The 26,384-nt window shown below is 74.0% G+C and carries 27 protein-coding genes and 2 pseudogenes; 22 read left to right on the forward strand and 7 right to left on the reverse strand.

All coding sequences use genetic code 11. The features are described from left to right. Positions 1-322: 322 nt before the first annotated feature. Positions 323-889, forward strand: a pseudogene (locus tag V1J52_RS19645) (methyltransferase domain-containing protein); the annotation flags it as partial. A 118-nt stretch (positions 890-1,007) separates the two neighbouring features. Here the strand turns inward: V1J52_RS19645 and V1J52_RS19650 are convergent. The 4 genes from V1J52_RS19650 to V1J52_RS19665 are packed head-to-tail and all read right to left on the reverse strand — an operon-like array spanning position 1,008 to position 2,458. Then, positions 1,008-1,388, reverse strand: coding sequence for a hypothetical protein (locus V1J52_RS19650; protein WP_330141198.1), 381 nt, complete (start codon positions 1,386-1,388; stop codon positions 1,008-1,010). Continuing rightward, entirely contained in the window at positions 1,348-1,932 is a 585-nt protein-coding gene (locus tag V1J52_RS19655) for a hypothetical protein (RefSeq protein WP_330141199.1), read from the reverse strand. The genes V1J52_RS19650 and V1J52_RS19655 overlap by 41 nt, the downstream gene beginning before the upstream one ends. Next, entirely contained in the window at positions 1,929-2,198 is a 270-nt protein-coding gene (locus V1J52_RS19660; RefSeq protein WP_330141200.1) for a DUF7848 domain-containing protein, read from the reverse strand. Before V1J52_RS19660 ends, V1J52_RS19655 begins: the two co-directional genes overlap by 4 nt. Further along, on the reverse strand, positions 2,195-2,458 hold the full coding sequence (locus V1J52_RS19665; protein WP_330141201.1) for a hypothetical protein: 264 nt from the start codon (positions 2,456-2,458) through the stop codon (positions 2,195-2,197). Before V1J52_RS19665 ends, V1J52_RS19660 begins: the two co-directional genes overlap by 4 nt. Positions 2,459-2,550: 92 nt before the next feature. Here V1J52_RS19665 and V1J52_RS19670 point away from each other — a divergent pair, with 92 nt between their 5' ends. The 6 genes from V1J52_RS19670 (at position 2,551) to V1J52_RS19695 (ending at position 7,719) form a co-directional block, all read left to right on the forward strand. Beyond that, on the forward strand, positions 2,551-3,390 hold the full coding sequence (locus V1J52_RS19670) for a helix-turn-helix domain-containing protein (protein ID WP_330141264.1): 840 nt from the start codon (positions 2,551-2,553) through the stop codon (positions 3,388-3,390). Further along, entirely contained in the window at positions 3,387-3,596 is a 210-nt protein-coding gene (locus V1J52_RS19675) for a DUF397 domain-containing protein (RefSeq protein WP_330141202.1), read from the forward strand. Before V1J52_RS19670 ends, V1J52_RS19675 begins: the two co-directional genes overlap by 4 nt. A 740-nt stretch (positions 3,597-4,336) precedes the next feature. Continuing rightward, complete coding sequence (locus V1J52_RS19680) at positions 4,337-4,666, forward strand: hypothetical protein (protein WP_330141203.1); 330 nt, start codon at positions 4,337-4,339, stop codon at positions 4,664-4,666. Positions 4,667-4,991: 325 nt separating this feature from the next. Continuing rightward, complete coding sequence (hxlB, locus tag V1J52_RS19685) at positions 4,992-5,600, forward strand: 6-phospho-3-hexuloisomerase (protein WP_330141204.1); 609 nt, start codon at positions 4,992-4,994, stop codon at positions 5,598-5,600. Between the two features lie 17 nt (positions 5,601-5,617). After that, a complete protein-coding gene (locus V1J52_RS19690) occupies positions 5,618-6,373 on the forward strand; it encodes a triose-phosphate isomerase (protein ID WP_330141205.1) in 756 nt (251 codons plus the stop codon). A 290-nt stretch (positions 6,374-6,663) separates the two neighbouring features. Beyond that, positions 6,664-7,719: a hypothetical protein gene (locus V1J52_RS19695; RefSeq protein WP_330141206.1), complete on the forward strand. Its 1,056-nt coding sequence runs from the start codon at positions 6,664-6,666 to the stop codon at positions 7,717-7,719. A 16-nt stretch (positions 7,720-7,735) separates the two neighbouring features. Here V1J52_RS19695 and V1J52_RS19700 read toward each other — a convergent pair whose 3' ends face one another. Both V1J52_RS19700 and V1J52_RS19705 read right to left on the reverse strand, forming a co-directional pair. Continuing rightward, complete coding sequence (locus V1J52_RS19700) at positions 7,736-7,867, reverse strand: hypothetical protein (RefSeq protein ID WP_330141207.1); 132 nt, start codon at positions 7,865-7,867, stop codon at positions 7,736-7,738. A gap of 243 nt (positions 7,868-8,110) precedes the next feature. Next, positions 8,111-9,253, reverse strand: a complete 1,143-nt coding sequence (locus V1J52_RS19705) for an NADH-quinone oxidoreductase subunit D (RefSeq protein WP_330141208.1) — start codon at positions 9,251-9,253, stop codon at positions 8,111-8,113. 55 nt (positions 9,254-9,308) lie between these two features. Between V1J52_RS19705 and V1J52_RS19710 the strand changes: the two genes are divergently transcribed. Together V1J52_RS19710 and V1J52_RS19715 are read left to right on the forward strand one after the other, a co-directional pair. Next, on the forward strand, positions 9,309-9,821 hold the full coding sequence (locus tag V1J52_RS19710; RefSeq protein WP_443075872.1) for a PH domain-containing protein: 513 nt from the start codon (positions 9,309-9,311) through the stop codon (positions 9,819-9,821). After that, complete coding sequence (locus V1J52_RS19715) at positions 9,821-11,128, forward strand: PH domain-containing protein (RefSeq protein WP_330141209.1); 1,308 nt, start codon at positions 9,821-9,823, stop codon at positions 11,126-11,128. The genes V1J52_RS19710 and V1J52_RS19715 overlap by 1 nt, the downstream gene beginning before the upstream one ends. A 62-nt stretch (positions 11,129-11,190) precedes the next feature. Here the strand turns inward: V1J52_RS19715 and V1J52_RS19720 are convergent, their stop codons facing one another. Next, the gene (locus tag V1J52_RS19720; protein ID WP_330141210.1) at positions 11,191-12,207 is read right to left on the reverse strand and encodes an SAM-dependent methyltransferase; all 1,017 of its coding nucleotides are present in this window, start codon (positions 12,205-12,207) and stop codon (positions 11,191-11,193) included. A gap of 132 nt (positions 12,208-12,339) precedes the next feature. Between V1J52_RS19720 and V1J52_RS19725 the strand changes: the two genes are divergently transcribed. From V1J52_RS19725 to V1J52_RS19785, 13 genes and pseudogenes are all read left to right on the forward strand, one after another. Then, positions 12,340-13,557, forward strand: a complete 1,218-nt coding sequence (locus V1J52_RS19725; protein WP_330141211.1) for a sensor histidine kinase — start codon at positions 12,340-12,342, stop codon at positions 13,555-13,557. A gap of 173 nt (positions 13,558-13,730) precedes the next feature. Continuing rightward, entirely contained in the window at positions 13,731-14,411 is a 681-nt protein-coding gene (locus V1J52_RS19730) for a response regulator (RefSeq protein WP_330141212.1), read from the forward strand. Between the two features lie 122 nt (positions 14,412-14,533). Continuing rightward, positions 14,534-15,451, forward strand: a complete 918-nt coding sequence (locus V1J52_RS19735) for a Rossmann-like and DUF2520 domain-containing protein (RefSeq protein WP_330141213.1) — start codon at positions 14,534-14,536, stop codon at positions 15,449-15,451. Continuing rightward, positions 15,448-16,440: a pantoate--beta-alanine ligase gene (panC, locus tag V1J52_RS19740; RefSeq protein ID WP_330141214.1), complete on the forward strand. Its 993-nt coding sequence runs from the start codon at positions 15,448-15,450 to the stop codon at positions 16,438-16,440. Before V1J52_RS19735 ends, panC begins: the two co-directional genes overlap by 4 nt. Continuing rightward, the gene (locus tag V1J52_RS19745) at positions 16,437-18,221 is read left to right on the forward strand and encodes an L-aspartate oxidase (protein ID WP_443075873.1); all 1,785 of its coding nucleotides are present in this window, start codon (positions 16,437-16,439) and stop codon (positions 18,219-18,221) included. Before panC ends, V1J52_RS19745 begins: the two co-directional genes overlap by 4 nt. Then, on the forward strand, positions 18,218-19,282 hold the full coding sequence (gene nadC, locus V1J52_RS19750; RefSeq protein WP_330141215.1) for a carboxylating nicotinate-nucleotide diphosphorylase: 1,065 nt from the start codon (positions 18,218-18,220) through the stop codon (positions 19,280-19,282). Before V1J52_RS19745 ends, nadC begins: the two co-directional genes overlap by 4 nt. A 4-nt stretch (positions 19,283-19,286) precedes the next feature. Next, positions 19,287-20,093 carry a type III pantothenate kinase gene (locus V1J52_RS19755; RefSeq protein ID WP_330141216.1) on the forward strand — a complete coding sequence of 269 codons (807 nt, stop codon included), beginning with the start codon at positions 19,287-19,289 and terminating at the stop codon, positions 20,091-20,093. Positions 20,094-20,144: 51 nt separating this feature from the next. After that, positions 20,145-20,747: a hypothetical protein gene (locus tag V1J52_RS19760; protein WP_330141217.1), complete on the forward strand. Its 603-nt coding sequence runs from the start codon at positions 20,145-20,147 to the stop codon at positions 20,745-20,747. A 154-nt stretch (positions 20,748-20,901) separates the two neighbouring features. Next, positions 20,902-21,078 (forward strand): hypothetical protein, encoded by a 177-nt coding sequence (locus V1J52_RS19765; RefSeq protein WP_330141218.1) that lies wholly within the window; start codon positions 20,902-20,904, stop codon positions 21,076-21,078. A 110-nt stretch (positions 21,079-21,188) separates the two neighbouring features. Beyond that, positions 21,189-21,545, forward strand: a pseudogene (locus V1J52_RS19770) (BlaI/MecI/CopY family transcriptional regulator); the annotation flags it as partial. Positions 21,546-21,623: 78 nt separating this feature from the next. Continuing rightward, positions 21,624-22,157, forward strand: a complete 534-nt coding sequence (locus tag V1J52_RS19775) for an amino-acid N-acetyltransferase (protein WP_330141267.1) — start codon at positions 21,624-21,626, stop codon at positions 22,155-22,157. Between the two features lie 236 nt (positions 22,158-22,393). Beyond that, positions 22,394-22,729: a histone-like nucleoid-structuring protein Lsr2 gene (locus V1J52_RS19780; protein ID WP_330141220.1), complete on the forward strand. Its 336-nt coding sequence runs from the start codon at positions 22,394-22,396 to the stop codon at positions 22,727-22,729. Positions 22,730-23,771: 1,042 nt separating this feature from the next. Further along, on the forward strand, positions 23,772-26,294 hold the full coding sequence (locus tag V1J52_RS19785; protein ID WP_330141221.1) for an ATP-dependent Clp protease ATP-binding subunit: 2,523 nt from the start codon (positions 23,772-23,774) through the stop codon (positions 26,292-26,294). The last annotated feature ends 90 nt before the right edge of the window (positions 26,295-26,384 follow it).

Here is a 26,384-nt window from a genome sequence, read left to right on the forward strand (position 1 = left end):
TGGACCCGGCGCGCTGTCCGCGATTCAGCGGGTGGTTGCCGGAGAAGGGCTTTGCCGGTACCGATGGCCGGTCCTGTCGAGGGGCAGCCGTACCGGCCAGAACCCGGTGGCGAGCAATGACGCGGGCAAGGCAGCGGCGGCGTCGAAGGAACTGGCCGAGCGCGGCCTCACCGTCCTGCCCGCGGTAGGCCATATCTCTGGGACGGCCTCGCCCGCCCCGGCCGTACCAGCCGGTTTCGGGCGGCGAGCGGATATCCGCTCGCCGGGGTGACGCGATCGCCATACCTGAGATCGGTGGGGGAACGGCATGCGGGTCCTCGGCATCAGGCAGACCAAGCCGGGCGGCGTCGTCCTCACCACGGTCGGCGGCTCCTGGCACTACGGCACCGGGCTGGCGAAGGTCACGGTCGCCGAGGACGGCACCGCCGAGGGCCGGATCATCGGCCGCAGCTCGTTCATGCAGGCCCGGTCCCAGGCGGAGGCACCGATCGCCGGTGACCTGTCCGCCCGCACTGCCTACGCCGACAGCGAGCGCGCGTCGAAGGTGTCGCCGCTTCTGCTCGAAGAGTGGATGCCGGCGTTCCTGGCGCAGCTCGCCGCCCCGGGGGCGCGCTTCATCCGTGCCACGTCGTCGGAGGGCACCCGGCTGCGGTACCTCTTCGACCCCGACCGCGAGTCCTTCGCGTCGTTCACGGAGGGCGGCGGCACCTGGACGGTCCGCCAGGGCGGCCCCGCGGCCTTGTGGGACGCGGTCGAGCAGACCCTCAACGCCTGGCAGCACGCGGACCGCCCCGGCATCACCGCGGTACGGCTCCACATCACGCGGGAGACGCACACCTACTGGATCGACGGCCACCCCGCGCTGCGCTGGCAGCACCACCTCGTCTGACCGAGGTACCGCGAGCGTCAGGGGAGCCGCCTGACTGCCGGTGCCGTGGTGTGGTCGGTTCTACGAACCAGCGCCGCGCGCATGCGCGTTGTGCACTGCCCTCGCTGCTGCTGGAGTGTCAGGCCGCCTCCGGACCGTGGTCGGGGAGCAGGTCGGGGTAGTTCTTCGCCAGCTCCGCCACGAGGGCTTCGCGGGTCGGGTCGACGACGTCCCACCCGTGTGCGCTGGGGTGGTCGGTGAACAGGCCGCATCCGTCACCGGCGGGGGTGAGTTCGGGGCACCAGCGCAGTTCGGCGAACGTCGCCCTGTCCTCCTTCCACCGGACCCAGACGGCGCCGTCGTCGACGTCGTCCTCCCACAGCATCTGCGCGTGGTCGTGGTCGTGTCCTTCGCCCAGTTCGCACAGGACGTAGGCGGGCCGCACGGGCTGGTCGGGGGTGGCCAGGCGGGTGACGCCCTCAGGGGGTGACAGGAGAGCGGTGGCGGTGCACTGGTGCATGGGCTGGTCTTTCGTCGAGTGCTGAGCGGATGCGGGAGCCCTGTCCGCGCGCCACGCGGGTGTCGCACGGGCGGGCTCCGGGGGCGGTACCGGGCGGGGGCCGTCCGCCGGGCCGGCGGGGTATCGGTTCGGGTAACGGCTGGCCGGGTCTGTCGGCGGGCAGCCGTACCGGCCAGAGGGAGAGGGTGAACGTGCAGTCGGCGTCCGGGAACGCGGCGGACAACGGATGCCCGGCCTTGACGCGCTCGCGTACCGCGCGTTGCACGCCCGGCTCCGCGAGCCACGCGCGCAGGGCGGTGGGGCTGTCGGGGACGGGCACGGACGGCATCCGCTGGAAGGGCCGGGCCCAGGGGGAGTGGCGGGGGTCGGGGTCGAGCCGGTCCGCGAGCCGGACGGCCTGGCCGCGGAGCCAGCGCAGGGCGAGCACCGGGGAGATGGTCTGGAAGGTGCCCAGGAGGCAGGACGCGGTGCCGCCCGTGCCGTACACGAGCCCTTCGGCGCGTACCTCGCACCAGTAACCTGCCGGATGAGGCGACCCGTTCATACGGCCTCGCCCCGCCACATCACCCAGGGGCGCTCGATCACCTCGGCGTAGCTGGTGTGGCCGGGGTGCTGGCGCAGGTGGCCGAACGCCCACTCCTGCGGCCCGGCCGGGTCGGTCTCCGTCTGGGACCTCGCGTCGCACGGGGTGTCGTCGCCGAGCAGGGCCAGGCACCGGAACGCGTAGGTGAGGGGCGGGGCGTCCGCCTCCCGGTCGGGCCGCAGCGTCCAGTTGACGAACCGGAACATGCGCCGGATCGGCGTGGTCACAGCAGTGCTCCCCGGCTGCGGGCGTTTCGCCGCGTGGTCTCCGCGCGCAGCCGCTCCCGCGGGGTGACCGGCCGGGTGTCAGCCGGGGCCACCGTCCAGTGCTGCCCGCCCTCTATCGGCCGCAGCGACCACAACCCGCCCCGCACGCACCGGAACTCCCCTACCTGGCCCCGCGCTACGTCCATGACGAGCGAGCCGGGGGTCGGGGCCGGGACGGTGGGAAGTTCCTGTTGCGTCGCGGGCATATCCTCATCGGACACAATGGCTCCTCTCCGTAGTGGTTCCACTACCAAGGAGAGTCAGCGTGTCCTAGGGTGTGGTGGTATTCAACGTTGCGGAAGCGGAGGGAACGTTGGTAAACCGCAAGGAGTTGAACCCCGAGGCGAGCCCGGAAGCTGCTTTCGGCGCGCGTTTGCGCAGAGCGCGGGAGGCGCAGGGGTGGCTGCAAGACGATCTAGGCGCGCGTATCGGGTACTCCGGACGGCACGTATCGGGGGTGGAAACCGGACACAAACCGCCTACCCGCCGATTTTCAGTGGCCGTTGACGCTGCACTGGGAATCGAAGGTACGGCCGACTCCTTCGAACGTGAATGGGGGGAGATCAAGCACGGCAGCCTGCTGGAAGGCTTCCCGGAGTACGTCGCGCACGAGGGGCGAGCGGTTGAGATCCGGCTCTACGAGGTCGGGATCATCCCCGGACTGTTGCAGACGCCGGAGTACGCGCGGGCCCAAGAAGACGGCCATGTGGAGCGTGGCTCCATCACGCGCGAACAAGCCGCGGAACGCGTCGCGTTCCTGGGGGAGCGCCAAGCGGCGTTGGAACGGCCTCGTCCGCCGCTGGTGCTCGTCGTCATGGACGAGAGCTGCCTCCACCATGCGGTCGGAGGCACAGAGGTCATGAACGCGCAGCTTCAGCGTCTCGTCGATGTCGCCGCCCGGCCGAACTGGATCCTCCAGGTGGCGCCGTTCAGCATCGGTGCCCGGCGTGCGTTCAACCTTCCGATCAATCTGCTCACCCTCGCCGACCGATCCGTGGTCTGCTACGCCGAGTCCCAAACGCAGGGGCACCTTGACCGAGAGGCAACGTCAGTGCTGCCCATGCTGACCGCCTACCATCAACTACAGGGCGAAGCGCTGTCCCCGGCGGCTTCTGTGGCCATGATCAACCAACTACGAAAGGGCATCTCGTGACGACCGATTCCCCCCGTTGGTTCAAGTCCTCCTACAGCGGCAACGGTGGTAACTGCGTTGAGGTCGCCGCCAACCTCGTCTCCTCGGATGGTGTGGTCCCCGTCCGCGACTCCAAGAACCCGGCCGGTCCCGTCCTGACCGTCACCGCCGGGTCGTTCGCCGCCTTCGTGGCGGGCGTGAAGGGCGGGGAGTTCGGCTCCGTCTGACCCTTTGAACTCGTGCATGCGTGCGCGGGGTGCTCCACCGTGCACCTGGCTCGGTGGAGCATTCCGCTGCCGGTAGGACGCCGCCGTCCGGTACGCGGGGCAGCACACGGACTGGGTGAAGCGGGGTCGGTCAGCGGCGCTCTCCTCCGCCGATCAACCAGGCAGCCCGAACACGGAGTAGACGCGTCATACGTGGTCGTGTCGTTCTCCGGGTGCTCGATCACTTCCGCACAGACGGGACACCTGCCAGGGCCGCCCACGGCGGGGGCACGCACTCTGGCCGGTGCTCATGACGGTCCGGCACCTGTCGTCACCCTCACAAGGCGCTTCCCGCCCCACCGCACGTGCGGACGCGAGCCGCGTGGTGCGGGGCGCGTGCGGGTGCGCGGGGGCGTATCCGCACGCGCCGGGCGTGTCAATTCCGGGCCAGCGCGCACTCCGGCCCGAGGGGGCTATGGCGCTCCCCCTTTCACGTGGAGAGGCTACCGGTACCGCTTCCGCGACCGAAGGAGCTCTCCGTGTTACGTCGTTCTCTGTGCGCAGGTGTGGCCCTGGCCCTGCCTCTCCTCGGCCTGTCGGCCGCTCCAGGCTCTGCCTCCGCCGCGGAGCACCGCGTCGGCAGTGCCCAGGCGCTCTTGGACTGTCCCGGCTACGAGACCAGCACGTACGACCCCGGCTTGACGCTCGTGCCACGGGAAGTGGATCTGTTCGCATCCGGCGCCATAGGTCCCTGTGTGGGCGTGCCTCTCGACCACACGACCGGCACGGTCACCTTCACCGGCAACGGCCTGCTGTCCTGCGTGTGGGAGGAGGCCGAGGGCAGCGGCCGGATCAACTGGACGAATCCTGAGAACCGCTTCAGCGCCTTCACCTTCACCACCGCCGTCAGCCTGCGTCCCGGTGGCCTGTCCGTCATCGTGCTGTCCGGGGAGATTCACTCGGGAGATTTCAAAGGCTCGACGATCGTCGTCGAGTTCATCCTGGCGCCCGGTCCGGCCCAGATCCTCGAATGCCTCACCCCGGAGGGGCTGACCACCGTGTCCGGCCCGCTGAACCTCCAGATCCTCTGACCGCGATCCGGGCGACCGGCGGTTCCGCTGATGAGTCTGACTCGTCCGCTGACAGACGCCGTGGGTCCTCCCGTTCGGAAATCTGCGGCTCGTGGCGGAACCGGAACCACTACGCACGGCCGGACAGGCGTGCGCAGCCGGTGTCTGCGGGCCCTGCGAGGCCCTCGGGTGCCTTCCCGGTCTGCGGTCCGCGCGGGCCGTGAGCCGCACCCACTCCGGCTCCCCGCGCCCCGACGGGAGGCGGACCACCACGACTCGTGGTGAGCGTCACGACTGCCCGTTCCGTAGTCCTCTTCTGTCCTCCTCTTCCGAACAGGTTCCGGCCATGGTTGATCAGTCCGACGAACCCGACCGTCCCGCTGACGTCCCCATCGGGGTGGACGGCGTCTTCGCCAGCGCGAGACGCGTGGTCCTCCGCGAGGTGGAGGCGCTGCTGTCCCGTACGGAGGAAGAGGAGGCGCAGGCGCTGATCGACGCCGTCCGTGCAGCCGGACGCGTCTTCGTTCTGGGCATGGGGCGCTCGAAGATGGCGGTCGACGCCTTCGCCATGAGGTTGATGCACTTGGGCCTGACCGTCCATGTCGCGGCCGATGCCACGACTCCGGCCATCAGCGAGGGGGACCTGCTGATCGCCTGCAGCGGCTCCGGGGAGACACCCACCGTCGTCTGCCTGACGCGGACGGCCGCACGCGCCGGGGCACGGGTGGCCGTGGTGACCGGGAACCCGGACAGCAGCCTCGCCCGGGACGCCGACCTGGTGGTCCGGTTGCGCGAGTACAGCCAGGACTACCGGCCCTCTGACTCGAGCCAGTTCGTCGGCACCCTCTTCGAGCAGGGAGCCTTCCTCTTCTTCGACTGCCTGGTCCTGGTCCTGGAAGGCAGCCAGCACGCCGACGCGGAGGCCATGTTCGCCCGGCACGCCAACCTCGAATGACTCCCACGAGGAGCGGTATGAAGACGCCTCCCACTCCGTTGAGCTGTACCAGCACCAAGATGAACCTCGGCCTCGCCGACACCCTGCGCTGGCTCCACGGCGTGATCCTGCCGCACGCGCCCTCCCTGGCCCGTCTGTCCTTCTTCGCCTGCCTGCCCTATCCCCTGCTGCCCATCGCCCAGGCCCGGCTCGGCGACTGCGGTGTCACGGCCGGCGCGCAGGACTGCTGGCCGGAGGGCGGAGCGGTCACCGGTGAGGTGAGCGCGGAACTGCTCGCCGAGATCGGCTGCCGGCACGTCATGCTCGGGCACGCCGAGCGCCGGCGCCTGTTCGGGGAGGACGACGACCTCATCGCCCGCAAGGTCACCGCCGCCTCTGAGGCCGGCCTCGTCCCGCTGCTCTGCGTCGGCGAGGACACCCGGCTGAGCGCCCAGGACGCCGCCCGGCACGTCGTGCGCCAAGCAGCGGTCCTCACCCGGCTCCGGCCCGGTCGGCCCTCGCTCGTCCTGTACGAACCCGCGTGGGCCATCGGCAGCGACCACGGCGCCTCGCCCGACCACGCGGCTCACGTACTGCAGAGCCTGCACACCGCGATCGGCAACGCCCACACGCGCTATCTGTACGGTGGCTCCGTCATGCCCGGCACCTACACGGCCCTGCGGCAGGCCGCTCCCTGGGACGGTGTCGCCATCGGCCGCGCCGCACAAGACCCCGGCATGCTCCACGAGGTCACCGCAGAACTCCTCAACCCCGGTCAGGCCCAGAGCTCCTGAGACGGCCGGAGTTCCGCGGGAGCACCCTTGAAGCGCGCGATCCACCATGGCGGTGCGGTTGCTGGCAGGGGGACCGGTACCACCGATCCCCCGGGTGCTTGGCCTGGGCCTGACCCACGGCTGGCCAGAAGCTGTCCCGCTGCCCGATCCCGGGCAACGGCATTGAGCGGCGTCGGGGTGAGGGGCTGACGTGGTGGTGGACGGTTCGCCGGGGCTGGGTGCGTAACCACCGGGGAACGATTCACCCCATGCCCTCCCGGCGGAACGCCACGCACGGTAAATTTCGGGCCATGCCACGAGGACGTCACCGGCAGGCACCGCCCCTGCACCGGCTGCTCGCCCCGGCGGCCCTGGCCGCCACCGCGCTCGCCTGCGCGGGGGGTGCCTGGCTGGTGCCCGAAGGGCCGCTGCTGCGCGGCCTGGTCTGCGGCGCCGCCCTCGCCGCCGTCGCCGGTGCGGTGCTGCTGCGGCGCTGGGACCGCGCCGCCGGGCGCCGCGTCCACGAAGCGGAGGCCGCCAGGACCGGGCTGGAGTGGCGGGCCGAGGAGCGCCAGGCCGAGCTGGAGGAGGACCTGGAGGAGCACCGGCGGATACGCGGCCGTCTGGAGGACGAACTGCGCGGCAAGCGCCGGGCGTTCGAGCGGCTGCGCACCGAGCACGCGGCGCTGCTGCGCCGGTACGCGAACGCCGAGACGGACCGGGCCACCGCGCTGGAGGGCCGCCGTCAGCTCGCCATCGCCGCCGCCGGGCCCGCGCGGGCCCTCCCGCCGGGGGCTTCGGCCGCCACCAGTCCGGAGGCGTACCGCCGGGCGCTGGCCGCCCTGGACCGGCTCGCCGCCAGGGCGGTGACGCCGTCGCGGGACGAGCGTCCCAGCGGATTCGACTACTTCACCCGGGGCGGCCACCGCGCGCCCGCCGGTGCGCCGAAGGCGGCGGGGCGGCCCGCCGCCCGGCCCGCGCACGAGCCCGCGCCCGCGGCGCCGTCCGGGGAGCCGGAGCCCGGCGCGGCACCGGCTCCGGCCGGACCGCGCCACGCCGCTCCGGCCGGGGCGGCTCCGGCTGCCACCGCCCCGGCCGACTCCGCGTCCGCCGACGCCGGCACCGCGCCCGCGGACGACTCCGCGCCGGCGGACGACTCCGCGCCGGCGGACGACTCCGCGCCGGCGGACGACTCCGCGTCGGCGGACGACACCGGGTCCGCCGGCGACGCCGGGCGGCCCGGTCCGGCGGGGGAGCCGAAGCGGCCCAGCCGGGCGGCGAAGGTGATCGACCTGGCCGAGCGCGGCGACGCCGAGCAGCGCGACACCGGGGCCGGGGGGCCCTTCGGCCGCCGCCGTATCTCCTGACGCCGCCGGGCCCGCCCTACCCGGCCGGGCGGCCGGAGACGGTCCCGTGGGCACCGGCCGCCGCGACCGGCTTGACCGGACGTCCGACCGCCGGGGTGCCCTTCTCGTCGCGCTCGCCGCCGCTGCCGTCACCCGGTGCGGCCGTCACCCACGGCGCGTCGCGCGAGGGCGCCGAGAGCACCGAAGCGGCGCCCCGGACGTCCGCAGCCGCGCCCCGGCCGCCCGCGCTCCGGCAGCCGCGGCCGGGGCCGCCACGTGCGCTTCGCCCCGCCGTGGCGGCGGGCGCCACCGGCGCGGACACGTGCGTCAGTCTGCTGCGGAACCCCATCGGGACCTCCCCGTTTCAACATCACGAACCCGGGGAGCGTACGCCGATGACCGGAACGCCGCACTACTTGTCGATGTCGCCGACGACGAAGAAGAACGAACCGAGGATGGCGACCATGTCCGCCACCAGCGTGCCGGGCAGCAGCTCGGAGAGCGCCTGGATGTTGTTGAAGGACGCCGAGCGCAGCTTCAGCCGGTACGGCGTCTTCTCGCCCTTGGAGACCAGGTAGTAGCCGTTGAGCCCGAGCGGGTTCTCCGTCCAGGCGTACGTGGCGCCCTCCGGGGCCTTGAGCACCTTCGGCAGCCGCTGGTTGACCGGGCCGGGCGGCAGCTCCGCGAGCCGGTCCAGGCAGGCGTCGGCCAGGTCCAGGGAGTTGCGCGTCTGGGCGAGCAGCACCTCGAAACGGGCCAGGCAGTCGCCGTCCTGCCGGGTGATGACGCGCAGGGTGTCGCCGAGCTGCCCGTAGGCGAGGTACGGCTCGTCGCGGCGCAGGTCGAAGTCCACCCCGGAGGCACGGGCGATGGGGCCGCTGACCCCGTACGCGTGCACCGTCGCCGGGGCCAGCACGCCGACGCCGCGGGTGCGGGCGCGGAAGATCTCGTTGCCGAGGACGAGGTCGTCGAAGAGGTCCATCCGGACACGCAGCGCCGCCACCGCCGCCCGCGCGCGGCCCGTCCACCCCGCGGGCAGGTCCTCCTTGAGGCCGCCGACCCGGTTGAACATGTAGTGGATGCGCCCGCCGGAGACCTCCTCCATGACGTGCTGGAGGTCCTCCCGCTCGGAGAAGGCGTGGAAGATCGGCGTGATGCCGCCCAGCTCCAGCGGGTAGGAGCCGAGGAACATCAGGTGGTTGAGGACCCGGTTCAGCTCGGCCAGCAGGGTCCGCAGCCACACCGCCCGCTCGGGCACCTCCATGCCGAGCATCCGCTCGACGGCGAGCACGACGCCCAGTTCGTTGGAGAACGCCGACAGCCAGTCGTGCCGGTTGGCCAGGACGATGATCTGCCGGTAGTCGCGGGCCTCGAACAGCTTCTCGGCGCCCCGGTGCATGTAGCCGACGACCGGCTCGGCCGCGCTGATCCGCTCGCCGTCCAGCACCAGCCGCAGCCGCAGCACGCCGTGGGTGGACGGGTGCTGCGGACCGATGTTGAGCACCATGTCGGTGCTCTCGGCCGCGCCTCCGATGCCGACAGTCGTCTCCGTCATGGCGCAAGTCTGACAGCCCGGGGCGTCCGCGTGCGTGCCCGCCTACCCTGGTGCCATGCAGCAGCGAGATGGGGGCGGGCCGGACGCCGCGGCGTCCGGCACGGACGCGGAGCAGTGGCGCGGGGTCGAACGGGCCCTGCTGCGCATGCGGCGGGCGGTGCTGCTGTCGGTGACGGCGCTGCTCACGGCCGTCACGGCGGTGGCCCTCGGCTGGCCGCTGGGCTGGGGCTGGGCGCTGCCCGCCCTGGTGTGGCCGGCCGCCGCCGCCTGGGGCTGGTACGCGCTCGGCCGGAACTGGCGCTCGTGGCGGTACGTGGAGCGGGCCGACGACCTGCTGATCAGCCGCGGCGTGCTCTGGCGGGAGCTGACCGTCGTCCCCTACGGGCGCATGCAGCTCGTCGAGGTCACATCCGGGCCGCTGGAGCGCCGGTACGGGCTGGCCCGCCTCCAGCTCCACACGGCCGCCGCCACCACGGACGCCGCCATCCCCGGTCTCGTGCCCGGGGAGGCCGAGCGGCTGCGGGACCGGCTGACCGAGCTGGGCGAGGCCCGGTCGGCGGGGCTGTGATGCCGCCGCCCGAGGGCAAGCGCCTGCACCCCATCACCCCGTGGCGCCGGGCCTGGGCGCCCATCGCCGCGCTCACCGTCTTCGCCGTGCAGGACTTCCGGCGCACCCGCGAGTGGGCCGAGCAGCTCACCCTCGGCTGGCTGCTGGTGGCCTTCGCCGTCGTGGTGCCGCTGGCCGCCGCGTACGGCTTCCTGTCCTGGTGGGCGACGCACTACGCCGTCACCGACACCGAACTGCGCATCCGCACCGGGCTGCTGTTCCGGCGCGTCGCGCACATCCGGCTCGACCGCATCCAGGCCGTGGACGTCTCCCGGCCGCTGCTCGCCCGCGTCGCCGGGGTGGCCAAGCTCAAACTGGACGTCGTCGGCACCGAGGCCAAGGACGAGCTGGCCTTCCTCGGCGAGGCCGACGCGGTGGCGCTGCGCGCGGAACTCCTCGCCCGCGCCGCCGGGATCGCCCCCGAGGCCGCCCCCACGGCGGGCGAGGCGCCCGAGCGGGAGCTGCTGCGGGTGCCGCCGGGCATGCTGACGGTGGCGCTGCTGCTGATGGGGACGGGCTGGGGCTTCCTGGCCGCCCTCGTCGTGACGCCGCTCGTCCTGTGGTGGACCACCGGCAGCGTCACCGCCGCGCTCGCCACGGCGCTGCCCATGGTGGGCGGCGCCTGGATGGCCACCGTCGGCCGCTACCTCACCGAGTACGACTGGAAGGTCGCCGAGTCGCCGGACGGCGTCCGCGTGGACCACGGGCTGCTCAACCGGGAGCACGCCACCGTCCCGCCCGGCCGGGTGCAGGCCGTGCGCGTCCTGGAGCCGCTGCTGTGGCGGCGGCGCGGCTGGGTGCGGGTCGAGCTGGCCGTCGCGGGCGGCGACAAGGCGGCGACCGTGCTGCTGCCCGTCGCCGAGCGGGACGTGGCGGCCGGAGTGCTGGCCCGCGTCCTGCCCGGCGTGGACGTCGCGGCGGCGGCGGAGGCGGCCCGTCCCGTGGCGCCCCGGGCGCGCTGGGCCGTGCCGGTGTGGTGGCGCGGGTACGGGCACGGGGTGACGGACGCCGTCTTCGTCACCCGGTACGGGCGGCTGCGCCGGGTGGTGGAGCTGGTGCCGCACGCGAAGGTGCAGAGCGTGCGGCTCACCCAGGGGCCGTGGATGCGGCGGCTCGGCCTCGCCGACGTGCACGTGGACCACGGCGCGAACGCGTCCACGGCGGCGCGGCTGCGGGACGCGGCGGAGGCGCACGCGATCGTCGGGGCGCAGGCGGAGCGGTCCCGCACCGGGCGCCGCACCGCCCGCCCCGAGCGCTGGCTGACCTGAGCGCCGCCTGCCCCGGGCGCCGACCGCTCCGGGCGGACCGGCGGGCCGCCGCCCGCGCGCCGTCACGCGCCCGGCGGGCCGGGCCCGGCGAGCGGGTCGGCGACGCCCCGGGGCTGGAGCAGCCAGGTGTGGGCGCCGAGGCCGCCCGCGTCGCGCAGCTCCGCCGCCTGTCCGGCGCGGGCCAGCGCCCGCACGTACCCGGCCGGGTCGGTGCGCGCGAGCGCCAGCGGGGGACGCGCGCCCGCCACCCCGAGCCGGGCCAGCGCCGTGCGCTGCGGCAGCAGCACCGCGCCGGGCTCCGCGCAGGCGTCCAGGGCGACGTGTGCCGTCAGATCGCAGGACCCGTCGGGCACCGGACGCACCTCGCGGCCGTCCCGGTAGCCGGTGAGCGTGCCGAAGGGCGGCCGGGCGGCGGCGGTGTGGGCGTAGTCGACGGCGACGGCGAGCCCCCGCTCCAGCACCGCGACGGCCCGGCGCCACGCCGCGTCGCGGGGCCGCCCGACCTCCGCCCGCAGCCCCGGTTCCGGCCGGGCCCCGGGGCCCGCCGCGGCGGGCCACCAGCGCGCCAGCCACCGCGCGTCCGCGCCGCCGACGGGCCCGCCCAGCCGCTCGGTGCCGTCGCGGGCGACCAGCACCCGGCGCCACACGCCCGACGCGTCCGTCTCGGCCACCTCGCAGGGCACGTCGTCCAGCCACTCGTTGGCGAACAGCAGTCCGCGCAGCCCGCCCCCGGGCAGGCGGGAGCGCCACGCGACGCGGGCGTCCAGCCCGGCCGGCCGCGCCGCCCGTTCCACGGCGACCGGCCGCAGCCGCCCGGCCACCTCGTCCGGGAGCGCCGCCAGCACCCCGGTCAGCAGTTCCCCCCGGCCCGCGCCGACGTCCACGAGGGCCAGCTCCGCCGGGCGGCCCAGGGCCTCGTCCACCCGGCGCAGCAGCTCGGCCACGGCGGCGGCGTACAGCGGCGACGCGTGCACGGACGTGCGGAAGTGCGCGCCGGGCGCCTCCCGCACGAAGAAGCCCTCGGGCCCGTACAGCGCGCGCTCGGCGGCCTCGCGCCACCCGGTGAAGTCCTCGGTCACACCGGACACGGTAGGCGCCGGTCACGACGCTTCGGGAGCACGCCGTCTCCACCCTGGGAAGTAGGCGGACGGGCGGGGGATCGGCCGTCCGGTTGACTCAGGCACCCTTCGTCCCTGTTTACGCTGGGTGACGTGCACCGGCTCTACGAGTTCTTCCGCAGACATCCGATGCTGGTGGACGGCTTCTGGGCCGTCTGCCTGCTGATGATGTCCGCCCTGTGGCTCGTGGGGGAGGCGTCCTACAGCCGTCCCAGGATGGCGGGCTGGCAGGTGGCCGCGGGCGTCACCGTCTCGGTCGCGCTGTGCTGCGTGGTGTGGCTGCGCCGCCGCTGGCCGGAGCGGATGCTGATCGTCGCCGCCGTCGCCGGACTCCTCCAGCTCGCGGCGGACGTCTTCGCGGTGGTGCCCGACTTCGCCATGCTGGTGATCGTCTTCACCGTCGCCTCGGGCCGGGCCCGGTGGGCCTCGCTGTCCGCCCTCACCGGCGCGTTCGTCGGGCCGACGCTCGCCGCGCTGCGGTTCGTGCCCGAGGGGGACGGGAGCACCCTCGGCAACGTCTTCTTCGTCGTCTTCCTGACGGTCTGCTTCCTGCTGGCCTGGGTCCTGGGCGACTCGCTGCGCACCCGCCGCGCCTACTACGTGCAGCTGGAGGAGCGGGCGGCGCGGCTGGAGAAGGAGCGGGAGGCGCAGGCGAAGGTCGCCGTGGCGGCCGAGCGGGCGAGGATCGCGCGGGAGCTGCACGACGTGGTGGCGCACAACGTCTCCGTCATGGTCGTGCAGGCCGACGGCGGCGCCTACGTGCTGGACACCGCCCCCGAGCAGACCCGGCAGGCCCTCCAGACGATCTCCGGCACCGGGCGGCAGGCGCTCGCCGAGATGCGCCGCCTGCTGGGCGTGCTGCGCACCGGGGAGGGCGGCGAGGGCGGCGAGTACGTGCCGCAGCCGGGCGTGGAGCAGCTCACCGACCTGGTGGAGCAGGTGCGCGGCACCGGCCTGCCCGTGGACTTCCGGGTGGACGGCACGCCGCGTCCGCTGCCCAGCGGCGTGGAGCTGACCGCGTACCGCATCGTGCAGGAGGCGCTGACCAACACCCGCAAGCACGGCGGCCCGGACGCCGAGGCCGTCGTGCGGCTCTCCTACGGCGCCGACGAGCTGGGCCTGCTCGCCGAGGACGACGGCCGGGGCGCCCAGGCGGAGCTGTACGAGGACGGCGGCACGGACGGCCTGGGGCACGGGCTGATCGGCATGCGCGAACGCGTCGGCATGGTCGGCGGTGACCTGGAGACGGGGCCGCGTCCGGGCGGCGGCTTCCGCATCCGGGCCCGCCTGCCGCTGACCGGCGTCGACTGACCGGCACCGCCCGACCGGCACCGCCCGACCGGCACCGCCCGACGGGCGCGGCCTGAACGGCCCCGCCGAGCGGCCCCGTCCACCAGCCGGGACACCGGGCACCCCGCCACACACCCCGCTCCGCCACTCCACCGCGAAGACCGGCCACCACCACGAGCCAGAAATGGGGACCCATGACCGTGCGCGTCATGCTCGTCGACGACCAGGCGCTCCTGCGCACCGGCTTCCGCATGGTGCTGGCGGCCCAGCCGGACATGGAGGTCACCGCCGAGGCCGGGGACGGCGCCGAGGCGGTGTCCGTGCTGAGCACCACGCCCGTCGACGTGGTGCTCATGGACATCCGCATGCCGGTGATGGACGGCGTCGAGGCGACCCGCCGCATCTGCCAGGAGGGCGAGGGCGGCCCCGGCGCCCCCCGCGTCCTCATCCTGACCACGTTCGACCTGGACGAGTACGCCTTCGCCGCCCTCAAGGCCGGGGCCAGCGGCTTCCTGCTGAAGGACGTGCCGCCCGCCGAGCTGCTGACCGCGATCCGCGCCGTCCACAGCGGGGACGCGGTCGTGGCGCCGTCCACGACGAAGCGGCTCATCGACCGGTTCTCGCCCCTGCTGCCCACCACCGCCGAGGAGCCGCACAGCAAGGAACTGGACCGGCTCACCGACCGGGAGCGCGAGGTGCTGCTCCTCGTCGCGCAGGGCATGTCGAACGGCGAGATCGCCGCGCACCTGGCGCTGTCGGAGGCGACCGTCAAGACGCACGTGGGGCGCATCCTCACGAAGCTGGGCCTGCGCGACCGGGTGCAGGCCGTCGTCCTCGCCTACGAGACGGGCCTGGTCCGCGCCGGTCTCCGCTGAACCACCCCGGCCTGCCCCGCCCCGGTCCGGGGGTGGGACGCCGGCCGGGCGTGCCGCGGGGCAAGTAGCATGGGCGGGACGTCCGGTACCGAACCAGCGGACTGGAACGGAAGGCCCGATCCGTGAACGCATCCCACCCCCCGCCCCGCAGCGCCCGGGAACGGCCCGCGCGGCTGACCGTCGGCGTGATCGGCGCCGGCCGCGTCGGCCCGGCGCTCGCCGCCGCCCTCGCGCTCGCCGGCCACCAGCCGGTCGCGGCGTCCGGAGTGTCCGACGCCTCGCGGCGCCGCGCCGCCGCGCTGCTCCCCGGCGTCCCGCTCGTGGAACCGGCCGAGGTGCTCCAGCGCGCCGAGCTGGTGCTGCTCACCGTGCCGGACGACGCGCTCCCCGGGCTCGTCGCCGGGCTCGCCGAGACGGGCGCGGTGCGCCCCGGGCGGCTCCTCGCCCACACCTCCGGGCGCTACGGCACCGGCGTGCTGGAACCGGCGCTGCGGGCGGGCGCCCTGCCGCTGGCCCTGCACCCGGTCATGACGTTCACCGGCACGCCCACCGACGTCCAGCGGCTCGCCGGGTGCTCCTTCGGGGTGACGGCGCCCGAGGAGCTGCGGCTGGCCGCCGAGGCGCTCGTCATCGAGATGGGCGGCGAGCCGGAGTGGATCGCCGAGGAGGCCCGCCCGCTCTACCACGCGGCCCTCGCGCTGGGCGCCAACTACCTCGTCACGCTCGTCGCGCAGGCCGAGGAGCTGCTGCGCGCCGCCGGTGTCGGCGCCCCCGACCGCATGCTGGGCCCGCTGCTGGGCGCCGCGCTGGACAACGCCCTGCGCTCCGGCGACGCCGCCCTGACCGGCCCGGTCGCGCGCGGCGACGCCGGGACGGTCGCCGCCCACATCGCCGAGCTGCGACGCCACGCCCCCGGCACGGTCGCCGGGTACGTCGCCATGGCCCGCACCACCGCCGACCGGGCGCTCGCCCACGGCCTGCTGCGGCCCGAGCTGGCCGAGGACCTGCTGGAGGTCCTCTCGGACGGGGCCGCCCGGTGAGCCGGGACGTGCGCCTGGTGCGCACCGCCGCCGGGCTGGGCGCCCGGCCCGCCGCCGGACGCCGGGCGGTGGTGATGACGATGGGCGCCCTGCACGAGGGGCACGCCGCGCTGGTGCGGGCCGCCCGGAACGCGGCCGGTCAGCACGGGCAGGTCGTGGTCACCGTCTTCGTCAATCCGCTCCAGTTCGGCGCGGGCGAGGACCTGGACCGCTACCCGCGCACCCTGGACGCCGACCTGGCGGTCGCGGCGCGGGCGGGTGCCGACACCGTCCTCGCGCCCGGGACGGACGAGGTCTACCCGGGCGGCGAGCCGGAGGTGCGGATCACCGCCGGTCCCATGGGCGGACGGCTGGAGGGCGAGCACCGTCCGGGCCACTTCGACGGCATGCTCACCGTCGTCGCCAAGCTGCTGCACCTGACGGCCCCCGACGTCGCCCTCTACGGCGAGAAGGACGCCCAGCAGCTCGCACTGATCACCCGCATGGTGCGCGACCTGAACTTCCCGGTGGAGATCACCGGAGTGCCCACCGTCCGCGAGGAGGACGGGCTGGCGCTGTCCAGCCGCAACCGCTACCTCTCCCCGGGCGAGCGCAGGACGGCGCTGGCCCTCTCGCGCGCGCTGTTCGCCGCCCGGGACCGGCTCACCGCCGAGAGCGCCCTGCGGGTGCGGGCCGCCGCCGCGCCCGCGCCGCGGGGCCGCGCCGAGGCGCTGGCCCGGGCCGGGGAGGCGCGCGCCTCGGCCGACGCCCACGCGCTCGCCCACGCCGTCGGGGGCCCGGCCGCCGCCCTGGCCGCCGCCCGCGCCGTGCTGGAGGAGACGGCCGCCGCCGGGCGCCTGCACGTCGACTACCTGGCCCTCGTCGATCCGGCGGACTTCACCGAGGTGGCGCAGGACCACCACGGCGAGGCCGTGCTCGCGGTGGCCGCCCGCGTCGGCACGACCCGGCTCATCGACAACGTCCGGCTGCGCTTCGGGGGTGCCGCGTGACCACCGACTACCCCGCGCCGGGGACGGACGACGGCCCCGCGCCCGGCGCCTGCGGAGGTCCCGGCATACGGCTGACCGCGCCGGAACCGAGCTGGGCGATCGAGGCCGACGTGGTCGTCGTCGGCTCCGGCGTCGCCGGGCTCACCGCCGCGCTGCGCTGCGCCGCCGCCGGGCTGACCACCGTGATCGTCACCAAGGCCCGGCTGGACGACGGCTCGACCCGCTGGGCGCAGGGCGGCATAGCCGCCGCGCTCGGCGAGGGCGACACCCCGGCCCAGCACCTCGCCGACACCCTCACCGCCGGTGCCGGGCTGTGCGACGAGGAGGCCGTGCGCACCCTCGTCACCGAGGGGCCCGACGCCGTGCGCCGCCTGATCGCGGCCGGCGCCGTCTTCGACACCGCACCCGGCAGCGGCCGGATCGAGCTGACCCGTGAGGGCGGCCACCGGCGCCGCCGCATCGCCCACGCGGGCGGCGACGCCACCGGCGCGGAGATCTCCCGCGCCCTGGTGGAGGCCGTTCGGGCCGCGGGCATCCGCACCGTGGACCACGCCCTGGTGCTGGACCTCCTGCGCGACGCGGACGACCGCGCGGCCGGGGTGTCGCTGCACGTCATGGGCGAGGGACGGCACGACGGGGTGGGCGCCGTGCACGCCCGCGCGGTGGTGCTGGCCACCGGCGGGATGGGTCAGGTCTTCTCGGCCACCACCAACCCGTCCGTCTCCACCGGCGACGGCGTCGCCCTGGCGCTGCGCGCGGGCGCGGAGGTCAGCGACCTGGAGTTCGTCCAGTTCCACCCGACCGTCCTCTACCTGGGCCCGGACGCCGAGGGCCAGCAGCCGCTGATCTCCGAGGCCGTGCGCGGCGAGGGCGCGCACCTGGTGGACGCGGCGGGGGTGCGGTTCATGGCCGGGGCGCACGAGATGGCGGAGCTGGCGCCGCGTGACGTCGTCGCCAAGGGCATCATGCGCCGCTGCCGGGAGCAGGGCGCCGACCACATGTACCTCGACGCCCGCCACTTCGGCGCCCGCATGTGGGCCGAGCGGTTCCCGACGATCCTCGCCGCGTGCCGCTCCCACGGCATCGACCCGGTGACGGAGCCGGTGCCCGTCGCGCCCGCGGCCCACTACGCGTCCGGGGGCGTGCGCACCGACCTGCGCGGCCGCACGACGGTGCCCGGCCTGTACGCGTGCGGGGAGGTGGCCTGCACCGGGGTGCACGGCGCGAACCGGCTGGCGTCCAACTCGCTGCTGGAGGGCCTGGTCTTCGCCGAGCGCATCGCCGCCACCATCGCCGACACCGCCGACACCGCCGCCCGGCTCGCCGGCGGCCCGGCCCCCGCCGCCCGGCCGCTGACCGTCGCCGCGCGCCGGGCGCCGCTGCTGCCCCCCGAGGCGCGGGCGGCGGTGCAGCGGATCATGACGCGCGGCGCGGGCGTGCTCCGCTCGGCCGCGTCCCTGGCCGGGGCCGCCGACGCCCTGGCCGCGCTCCCGGACGAGACCGGCAAGCAGCCGGAACCCGGCACCGAGGCGTGGGAGGCCACCAACCTGCACCTGGTGGCCTCCGTGCTCACCGCCGCCGCCGCGCTGCGCGAGGAGACGCGCGGCTGCCACTGGCGGGAGGACCGTCCCGGCCGGGACGACGCGCGCTGGGCCCGGCACGTCGTCGTGACGCTCGATCCGCGCGCCGCCGCCGCAGGCCCGGCCGCGCTCACCCTTCGCACCACCGACGCCACCGGCTTCCCGCCGGTCGTCTCCGCCGCCTTCGAGGAGAAGCCGTGACAGCCCCCGACGACCGTCCCGCCCCCGCGGAATCCGGCGGGCAGCAGCCCGTCCACCTGCCGCTGCTCCAGATCGGCGGCCCAGCGGCCGACGCGCCCTCCGGCGGCTGCGGCGACGGCTGCGGCTGCGGCGCCGCCGACATCGCGGACGACGACGAACTCGACCCGCTGGAGTGCGGCCTGGACCCGGACCTCGCGCACCTCCTGACGGAGGCCGGGCTCGACCCCGTCCACGTTGAGGACGTCGCGCACCTGGCCATCGAGGAGGACCTCGACCACGGCGTCGACGTCACCACGGTGGCCACCGTGCCCGAGGAGGCGGTGGCCACCGGGGACTTCACCGCCCGGGAGGCCGGCACCGTCGCCGGGCTGCGCGTCGCCGAGGCGGTGCTCTCGGTGGTGTGCACGGAGGAGTTCGAGGTCGAACGGCACGTCGAGGACGGCGACCGGGTGGCGGCGGGCACCGTCCTGCTGAGCGTGCGCACCCGCACCCGCGACCTGCTCACCGGCGAGCGCAGCGCGCTCAACCTGCTGTGCCGCCTCTCCGGCATCGCCACGGCCACCCGCGCCTGGGCCGACGTGCTGGAGGGCACGGGTGCGCGGGTGCGCGACACCCGCAAGACGACGCCGGGCCTGCGGGCGCTGGAGAAGTACGCGGTGCGCTGCGGCGGCGGCGTCAACCACCGGTTCTCGCTCTCCGACGCGGCGCTGATCAAGGACAACCACGTTGTCGCCGCGGGCGGCGTCGCGGCGGCGTTCAAGGCCGTCCGCGAGGAGTTCCCCGGCGTGCCGATCGAGGTGGAGGTCGACCGGCTGGACCAGATCGAGCCCGTCCTCGCCGAGGGCGCCGACCTGCTCCTGCTGGACAACTTCAGCCCCGCCGAGACGGCCGAGGCCGTCGCCCTCGTCGCGGGCCGCGCCACGCTGGAGTCCTCCGGGCGGCTCACCCTGGACAACGCCGCGGCGTACGCCGCGACCGGTGTGGACTACCTCGCGGTCGGCGCGCTCACCCACTCCGCGCCGGTCCTGGACATCGGTCTCGACCTGCGGGACGGGGACTGAGGCCATGCTGCTGACCATCGACGTCGGGAACACCCACACCGTCCTGGGACTGTTCGACGGCGAGGAGATCGTCGAGCACTGGCGCATCTCCACCGACGCCCGGCGCACCGCGGACGAGCTGGCCGTCCTCCTCCAGGGCCTGATGGGCATGCACCCGCTCCTCGGGATGGAGCTGGGCGAGGGCATCGACGGCATCGCCATCTGCTCCACCGTGCCGTCCGTGCTGCACGAACTGCGCGAGGTGACGCGCCGCTACTACGGCGACATCCCCGCCGTGCTCGTGGAGCCGGGCGTGAAGACGGGCGTGCCGGTGCTGATGGACCACCCGAAGGAGGTCGGCGCCGACCGGATCATCAACGCCGTCGGCGCGGTCGAGCTGTACGGCGGCCCGTGCGTCGTCGTGGACTTCGGCACCGCCACGACGTTCGACGCCGTCTCGGCGCGCGGCGAGTACGTGGGCGGTGTCATCGCGCCCGGCATCGAGATCAGCGTCGAGGCGCTGGGGGTGCGCGGCGCGCAGCTCCGCAAGATCGAGCTGGCCCGCCCGCGCAGCGTCATCGGCAAGAACACGGTCGAGGCCATGCAGTCCGGCATCCTGTACGGCTTCGCGGGCCAGGTGGACGGCGTGGTGGAGCGCATGGCGCGGGAGCTGGTGGGACCGGACGAGGACCCGGACGACGTCACCGTCATCGCCACCGGAGGGCTCGCCCCGATGGTGCTGGGCGAGTCCTCGGCGATCGACGAGCACGAGCCGTGGCTGACGCTGATCGGCCTGCGGCTTGTCTACGAGCGGAACGTCTCCCGGATGTAGGGCGGGCGCGTCCTTAGGGCATTTCGTCCGATACGGGCTTAAAGTCACACTATGCCCACGCCCCATGGTTGCCGAGGCGGTGTGGCGTTCAGCGCGGCGGAGCTGGACGTCCTCCGTCGCGCCCTCGCCACCGCCCTCCAGTCCGCCGCACTCCCGGCCCAGGAGGCCCGGGAGTGCCTCCACCTCGCCCTGGCCGTGGACGACGCGACGCGCGAGGCCCGGCGGCTGCGGGACTTCCTCCTCGCCGACCTCGCCCGTTACCGGGCCGCGCTGCCCGGAGCCGCCACCGGCTACCTCGCCCAGCTCCGCAGGGCGCTGGACGCGGGCTACGTGCCCGGGGATGCGGACCTGGCGGCGCTGCGCCGCCTGTGCGGCGCCCGGACCGGCGCGCACGAGGCCGCCCGCCGCGCCGAACTGCTCGTGCGGGCCGCGCTCCCCGCGGCCCGGACCCGGCTGCGGGCGCTCCCCGGCGGCCAGGCCGGCGCGGACCGCGAGGAGGACGCCCCGGCCGCCCCGGAACCCGGGCGGAGGCGGCCGGCGAAGGAGCCGGGCCGCCCCGCCCCCGGACCGGCCCCGGCGCCGCGTCCGATCCCCACGCCGGGCGAGGTGTTCCCGCCCCGCCGCAAACCCGGCCCGCGCGCCCTGACGGCCTGACTCGCGCCCGTCCGGTCCGCCCCGCCCCGCCGCCCGCCCCGGCCCCTCCCGCCCCGGCCCGTCCGGCGCTCCCGGGGCCGGGCCCGGACGGGGTGTGGCGCAGCAGACAGGGGTGCGCTCCGGATCGGCCGGGGCGAGCCGTTACGCTGGGTGCATGGACTACATTGCCGCACTCACGCCCTCCGCGGTGATGGCCGTGGCCTTCACCGCGCTCATCGTGACGATCGTCAAGAGCCAGGGTGGCCCGAACAAGGCCAAGGAGGACGCGGTGGTGGACGCGGCCCACGCGCGGGCCGAGGCCGCCGCGCGGAAGGGCGACGCCCGCGCCTGATCCGGGCCGCGCCCGCCCGTACCTTCCGGGGCATATGACCGAACCATCCGGTTCGCGCCATGTGCCCCTTTTTCATGCCCATTCACCGCCCGCGGCCCTATCATTCTTCTGTGCCCCGACCTTTGGGAGACCTGGAAGACGCCGTCATGACCCGGGTATGGAGGTGGAACCGCCCGGTTACCGTCCGAGAAGTTCTCGAGGATCTACAGCAAGAACGGCGGATCGCCTACACCACGGTCATGACCGTAATGGACAACCTCCACCAGAAGGGCTGGCTCCGCCGGGAGCAGGAGGGCCGGGCCTATCGATATGAGGCGGTCTCCACACGGGCCGCCTACGCGGCGGCCCTGATGAACGAGGCGTGGTCGGCGAGTGACAACGCCGCCGCCGCGCTCGTCGCGTTCTTCGGGATGATGTCGCCGGAACAGGCCGACGCCCTGCGGGACGCGCTGCGGGTGGTACAACTCAATGGCGTGCATCTCACCGGCCCCGGGGAACGATAGCGTGCGGCCATGGCAGAAGAGATAAGCCGGCCGGGCGGCCCGATGACCTCCCGCACTCCCGTGAACCCGGGGAGCGGGGTGTCCGTGCGCCGCGCGAGGACATCGGATGTGCGTGCGGTGCGCGCTCTCCTCGACGCCTACTCGCGCGACCGCATCCTGCTCGACAAACCCACGGTGACGCTTTACGAGGACATCCAGGAGTTCTGGGTCGCCGAGCGGGAAGAGGACGGCCGGGTCATGGGCTGCGGCGCCCTGCACGTCATGTGGGAGGACCTGGCCGAGGTGCGCACCCTGGCGGTGGACCCGGCCGCGCGCGGCACGGGCGTGGGGCACATGCTGCTGGAGAAGCTGCTGGAAACCGCCCGCACGCTCGGGGTCCGGCGCATTTTCTGCCTCACCTTCGAAGTGGACTTCTTCGCCCGGCACGGATTCACCGAGATCGAGGACGCCCCGGTGGACGTCGATGTCCACAGCGAGCTGCTGCGCTCGTATGACGAAGGCGTCGCCGAGTTCCTGGGCCTGGAACGCGTGAAGCCGAACACCTTGGGCAACAGCAGGATGCTGCTGCATCTCTGACGGGAACGGCGATCCGCGGCGCCGGGCTTCGGCCACCGCCGCAATCCGTCACGACACCATCACAGGCGCGTGACACTATGTCCGAAACGTCCAGCCAATCCCGTGCGACCGCCGGGCAAACAGCGACGAGGGTTTGTGTTTTTCCCGGAAAGGCGGTTTGCTGTCGTTGTCGATATCAGTAAACGGTTATCGCCGTCCTGCGTTCGGCAGGACGGCAGTACGAATGGGAGCAGCCGGTGGCACAGAAGGTTCAGGTCCTTCTTGTTGACGACCTCGACGGTGGCGAGGCCGAGGAGACGGTGACGTTCGCGCTGGACGGCAAGTCCTACGAGATCGATCTCAACGCCGCGAACGCCGACAAGCTGCGGGAGGCACTCGCCGATTTCGTGAAGGCGGGCCGCCGTACCGGGCGTTCGTCGGGCACGGGCCGCGGAAAGGCCCGCGCGGCCTCCGGCGGGACGCAGGACACCGCGAAGATCCGCGCGTGGGCCAAGGAGAACGGCTACAACGTCAACGACCGCGGCCGCGTTCCGGCCGAGATCCGCGAGGCGTACGAGAAGGCCAACGGCTGACGGATGCCGGCCCGGCCCAGTGCGGCCCGGTGGCACTCCGTGGCCGCCGCGCTGATCAGCTGTACCAGGGCGGCGTCCCGTACGCCCCACCCCCCACCTCCGGTTCCGGGGGGCCGCGGCCACGCGGCGGCCCCCCGGGAAGCGCAGTCCGCGCCGGCCCCGCAGGGCCCGGTGCACCGCGGGCCCTCGCGGGCGGTCAGCTCCAGGGCGACGCCGCCCCATTCCAGCCACTCCAGCACCCCCGGCAGCTCGGCCGCGGTGCCCGGGGGCACGCGGAGCCGGAGCACGGCCCCGTGCGCGGCCGTCCCCCGCTCTCCGGCGGGTGCGGGCACCCCGCGGCGCAGCAGCGCGGCCCCCGCGTCGGCGGGCAGCTCCAGCCAGTCGTGACCGGCCCCGCAGTCACCGGCCCCGCAGTCACCGGCCCCGCAGTCACCGGCCCCGCAGTCACCGGTCGTGCCGGTGCCTCCGGCCGGTCCGTCGGGCCGGGTCGTCCCGGCGGCGCCGGGTGCGGCCGGGCCTCGTTCCGGGTGTCGTGCCGGGTGTCGTGGCGGGGCGGGCTCCCCGGGGCGGCACCGGGGTCCGTACGGTGTGGTCGTCATGTCCGGAGCAACGCGGCCCTCCCGTCCCCGGTTACGGTGGGTGCGGTCGCGGGTGCGGAACGTGTCCGGCGCGCCGGGCCGCCGGGGCAAGCGTGTTCGCGGATAGCGGATGACCCCCCGGTTCCCGGCATGGATCACCCGTGCGAGCGGGTAGGACATCCTCGGAGGTCACGGGGGTGCGTCATGGACGATGGGGCCGGTGGGCGGGCGTGTCGGCGACGGAACGTTCGCCATCGGCGTACTGCATGCGGGTACATCCGCTTGGCCTGCGGGAACATCGTCTCGCACCATCGGGTTGGAACGGGTGTCGCCCGTCCGGGAGACAGGCCGGGAACGGGTGTCGGCAGTTGGAATGAGCGGTCCCCCGTTGCGGGACTAAGCTGCGGAAGGACAGGGAGGGGACCTACCCCTTACTGACTGACCGCTCTGAGGAGCGATTAACGATGTTCGAGAGGTTCACCGACCGCGCGCGGCGGGTTGTCGTCCTGGCTCAGGAAGAAGCCCGGATGCTCAACCACAACTACATCGGCACCGAGCACATCCTCCTGGGCCTGATCCACGAGGGTGAGGGTGTCGCCGCTAAGGCACTGGAGAGCCTCGGGATTTCGCTCGAGGCGGTCCGGCAGCAGGTGGAGGAGATCATCGGCCAGGGCCAGCAGGCCCCGTCCGGCCACATCCCCTTCACTCCCCGGGCCAAGAAGGTGCTGGAGCTCTCTCTCCGCGAGGCCCTTCAGCTCGGCCACAACTACATCGGCACGGAGCACATCCTGCTCGGCCTGATCCGCGAGGGCGAGGGCGTCGCCGCCCAGGTCCTCGTGAAGCTCGGCGCCGACCTGAACCGGGTGCGCCAGCAGGTCATCCAGCTCCTCTCCGGCTACTCCGGCGGCAAGGAGACGGCCACCGCGGGCGGTCCGGCCGAGGGCACGCCCTCGACCTCGCTCGTCCTGGACCAGTTCGGCCGCAACCTCACGCAGGCCGCCCGCGAGTCCAAGCTCGACCCGGTCATCGGGCGCGAGAAGGAGATCGAGCGGGTCATGCAGGTGCTGTCCCGCCGCACCAAGAACAACCCGGTGCTCATCGGCGAGCCCGGGGTCGGCAAGACCGCCGTCGTCGAGGGCCTGGCGCAGGCCATCGTCAAGGGCGAGGTGCCCGAGACGCTCAAGGACAAGCACCTCTACACCCTGGACCTCGGTGCCCTGGTCGCCGGTTCGCGGTACCGCGGTGACTTCGAGGAGCGCCTGAAGAAGGTGCTCAAGGAGATCCGCACCCGCGGCGACATCATCCTGTTCATCGACGAGCTGCACACCCTGGTCGGCGCGGGCGCCGCCGAGGGCGCCATCGACGCCGCCAGCATCCTCAAGCCGATGCTGGCCCGCGGCGAGCTGCAGACGATCGGTGCCACGACGCTGGACGAGTACCGCAAGCACCTGGAGAAGGACGCCGCGCTGGAGCGCCGCTTCCAGCCCATCCAGGTCGCGGAGCCGTCCCTGCCCCACACGATCGAGATCCTCAAGGGCCTGCGCGACCGCTACGAGGCGCACCACCGCGTCTCGATCACGGACGCCGCCCTGGTGGGTGCGGCCACCCTGGCCGACCGGTACATCTCCGACCGCTTCCTCCCGGACAAGGCGATCGACCTGATCGACGAGGCCGGCTCCCGGATGCGCATCCGCCGGATGACCGCCCCGCCGGACCTGCGCGAGTTCGACGAGAAGATCGCGAACGTGCGCCGGGAGAAGGAGTCCGCGATCGACGCGCAGGACTTCGAGAAGGCCGCCTCCCTGCGGGACAGCGAGAAGCAGCTCCTGGCGCAGAAGGCCAAGCGGGAGAAGGAGTGGAAGGCCGGCGACATGGACGTCGTGGCCGAGGTGGACGAGGAGCTGATCGCCGAGGTCCTCGCCGCGTCCACCGGCATCCCGGTCTTCAAGCTGACCGAGGAGGAGTCCTCGCGGCTGCTGCGCATGGAGGACGAGCTGCACCGCCGCGTCATCGGCCAGGAGGACGCCATCAAGGCGCTCTCCCAGGCGATCCGGCGCACGCGTGCGGGCCTGAAGGACCCGAAGCGTCCGGGCGGTTCGTTCATCTTCGCCGGCCCCTCCGGTGTCGGTAAGACGGAGCTGTCCAAGACGCTGGCGGAGTTCCTGTTCGGCGACGAGGACGCGCTGATCTCCCTCGACATGTCGGAGTTCAGCGAGAAGCACACCGTCTCGCGGCTGTTCGGCTCGCCCCCCGGCTACGTCGGCTACGAGGAGGGCGGCCAGCTCACCGAGAAGGTGCGCCGCAAGCCGTTCTCGGTCGTGCTGTTCGACGAGGTCGAGAAGGCGCACCCGGACATCTTCAACTCGCTGCTCCAGATCCTGGAGGACGGCCGCCTGACCGACTCCCAGGGCCGGGTCGTGGACTTCAAGAACACCGTCATCATCATGACGACGAACCTCGGCACGCGGGACATCTCCAAGGGCTTCAACCTGGGCTTCGCCGCCCAGGGCGACGTCCGCACCGGGTACGACCGGATGAAGGCGAAGGTCAACGAGGAGCTGAAGCAGCACTTCCGGCCGGAGTTCCTGAACCGCGTCGACGACACGGTGGTGTTCCACCAGCTCACGCAGGACGACATCATCAAGATCGTCGACCTGATGCTGGCGCAGGTGGACGAGCGGCTGCGGGACCGCGACATGGGCATCGAGCTGAGCACCGAGGCCAAGCAGATGCTGGCCAAGCGCGGCTACGACCCGGTCATGGGCGCCCGTCCGCTGCGCCGCACGATCCAGCGGGAGATCGAGGACACGCTCTCGGAGAAGATCCTCTTCGGCGAGCTGCGGCCCGGTCACATCGTGGTCGTGGACGTCGAGGGCGAGGGCGACGCGGCCAAGTTCACCTTCCGGGGTGAGGAGAAGGCCGCGCTGCCGGACGCACCTCCGGTCGAGGCCGCTCCGGGTGGCCCGAACCTGAGCAAGGAGGCGTGACCGGCTGACGCCGGAACCGCCCCGCGGCCCCGGCCCCGCGCGTACGCCGCGCGGGGCCGGGGCCGTCCGCGTGAGGGCGGGCGCCCGCCC

The sequence above is a fragment of the Streptomyces solitudinis genome, assembly GCF_036323765.1.
Classification (GTDB): Bacteria; Actinomycetota; Actinomycetes; order Streptomycetales; family Streptomycetaceae; genus Streptomyces.